We start from the raw sequence: 2,378 nt of genomic DNA, 5'->3' as shown, positions 1-2,378 counted from the left end.
CGAGGAAGATCTCGGCGCCGGACTGGCCGGAGCCGATGACCGTGACGTGCCCGGCGCGCAGCAGCGTCTCACGGTGGGTCAGGTAGTCGGCGGAGTGCAGGACGGGCACGCCCGGGGCGTCGGTGAGGGGCCGCAGCGGCTCGGGGACGTACGGCTCGGTCCCGACGCCCAGGACGACGTTCCTGGTGTACGCGCGGCCCAGGGCCTCCGCTCCGCCGGCCGGGTCGACCTGGGTGAAGTCGACCTCGAACAGGCGCCGTTCGGCGTTCCAGCGGACGGAGTCGACCTGGTGGCCGAAGTGCAGGCCGGGGAGCCGCTCGCTGACCCAGCGGCAGTAGGCGTCGTACTCGGCGCGCTGGATGTGGAACTTCTCCGCGAAGTAGAAGGGGAAGAGGCGCTCGCGGTGGCGGAGGTAGCTGAGGAAGCTCCAGGGGCTCGCCGGGTCGGCGAGGGTGACCAGGTCGGCGAGGAAGGGGACCTGGAGCGTGGCGCCTTCGATGAGGAGGCCGGGGTGCCACTGGAAGGCGGGGCGCTGTTCGTAGAAGGCGGTGGCCAGTCCGCCGGGGACACCGTGGGCGAGGGCGGCGAGGGAGAGGTTGAACGGACCGATGCCGACGCCCACGAGGTCGTGGGGGCGGTCGGGGTCCTGCGGGGCGGGGGTGCTGCCGGTCATCGCGGTGTGCTGCCTTCCACGAGGGCGACGAGCCGTGCCAGGTCGTCGGGGGTGGTGTGGGGATTGAGGAGGGTGGCCTTCAGCCAGAGGCGGCCGTCGGCCGTGGCCCGTCCGAGGACCGCGCGGCCCTCGGTGAGGAGGGTGCGGCGGAGGCCGGCGACGGCGGAGTCGTCGGCTCCGGTGGGCCGGAGGAGGACGGTGGTGAGGACGGGACGGCCCCGCAGGTCGAGTCCGGGGGCCTTCTCCACCAGGTCGGCGAGGTGCTGCGCCTGCTCCAGGCAGCGGTCGACCAGGCCGCCGAGCCCGTCACGGCCGAGCGCGCGGAGGGTGACGGCGGCCTTGAGGACGTCGGGGCGGCGGGTGGTGCGCAGCGAGCGGCCGAGCAGGTCGGGGAGGCCGGCGTCGGTGTCGTCGCCGGCGTTGAGGTAGTCGGCGGTGTGGCCGAGGGCGGCGAGGTCGGCGGGGTCGCGGACGGCGAGCAGCCCGGCGGCGGCGGGCTGCCAGCCCAGTTTGTGCAGGTCGACGGTGACGGTCCGGGCCCGGTCGAGCCCGTCGAGGAGGTGGCGGTGGGTGCGGCTGAAGAGGACGGGGCCACCGTAGGCGGCGTCGACGTGGAGGTCGGCGCCGTGGGCGGCGCACACGTCGGCGAGGGCGGGGAGCGGGTCGATCAGGCCCTCGTCGGTGGTCCCGGCGGTGGCGGCGACGAGCACGGGGCCGGAGCGGCCGGTGAGGGCTTCGGTGAGGGCGGCCGGTTCGAGGACACCGCGCGGGGTGGGGACGGTGACCGGCTCCGGCAGGCCGAGGAGCCAGGCCGCGCGGCGCAGCGAGTGGTGCGCGGCGGCGCCCGCGACGAGGCGCACGGGGCCGTGGCGTTCGCGGGCGAGGAGCAGGGCGAGCTGGTTGGACTCGGTGCCGCCGGTGGTGACGAGCGCGTCGGGCCGGGTGGCGGCCGGGAAGACCTCGGCGGCGAGGGCGGCGGTGACCTCGGCCTCCAGGACGGAGGCGGCGGGTGCCTGGTCCCAGGAGTCGAGGGACGGGTTGAGCGCGGAGGCGGCGAGGTCGGCGGCGGCGGCGAGCGCGAGGGGCGGGGTGTGGAGGTGCGCGGCGCAGAGGGGGTGGGCGGGGTCGGCGGCGCCCTCGGCCAGGACCCGGACCAAGGTGCGGAGCGCCTCGTCGGCGCCGGTGCCGGTGTCGGGGAGGGCCTCCCCCACGGCGGCGCGCACCCGCTCGGCCACGGCCCGGGGGCCGCCCGCGGGGAGCGGCCCGCCGCGTACCTCCGCTCCTTCGCGCAAGGCGTCGAGGGCGATGCCCAGGAGACGGCTCAGGGGCGTGGGGGCGGAGGCGAGGGGCGGGGGTGCGGCACGCATGGACGACAGGGTGCCGGGGCGGGGCCGGACATGTCCGGCGAGCACCCGCGCGTGACCCGAAAGGGGGACACGGGGTGGCGGCGGGGCGGGGTGGGGAGTATCGGGCGCGGGACGGGCCCGGGGTACGGGCGGGTCCCCGGGTACGTCGCCGGGGTGACGGGCGCCAGGGGCGGGGGCCCGGCGGGTACGGACGCGCCGGCGTGCAGGGCACGCGTGCGGCACCCCAGACGCCGAGCACGGAGCCCGCGCGGTTCCCATCTACCAGACGACGTCGTTCGTGTTCAAGGACACCCAGGACGCCGCCAACCTCTTCGCGCTGCAGAAGTACGGCAACATCT

General features: G+C 76.6%; 2 protein-coding genes and 1 pseudogene. 1 reads left to right on the top strand and 2 read right to left on the bottom strand.

Annotation, left to right across the window (positions count from 1 at the left end):
- Together RIF68_RS09735 and RIF68_RS09730 are read right to left on the bottom strand one after the other, a co-directional pair.
- The coding region (locus RIF68_RS09735) for a SidA/IucD/PvdA family monooxygenase (RefSeq protein WP_309050752.1) at positions 1-673 on the bottom strand (673 nt) is incomplete at its 3' end.
- A complete protein-coding gene (locus RIF68_RS09730) occupies positions 670-2,040 on the bottom strand; it encodes an aminotransferase class V-fold PLP-dependent enzyme (RefSeq protein WP_309050751.1) in 1,371 nt (456 codons plus the stop codon). The genes RIF68_RS09735 and RIF68_RS09730, both read right to left, overlap by 4 nt.
- Positions 2,041-2,248: 208 nt before the next feature.
- On the opposite strand from RIF68_RS09730, the pseudogene RIF68_RS36465 reads away from it, so the two are divergent.
- Positions 2,249-2,378, top strand: a pseudogene (locus RIF68_RS36465) (bifunctional O-acetylhomoserine aminocarboxypropyltransferase/cysteine synthase); the annotation flags it as partial.

It is taken from the genome of Streptomyces sp., from assembly GCF_031178505.1.
Classification (GTDB): domain Bacteria; phylum Actinomycetota; class Actinomycetes; order Streptomycetales; family Streptomycetaceae; genus Streptomyces; species Streptomyces gulbargensis.
The sequence above is the reverse complement of the archived record's forward strand: the minus strand, read 5'-3'. Positions and strand labels throughout refer to the sequence as shown.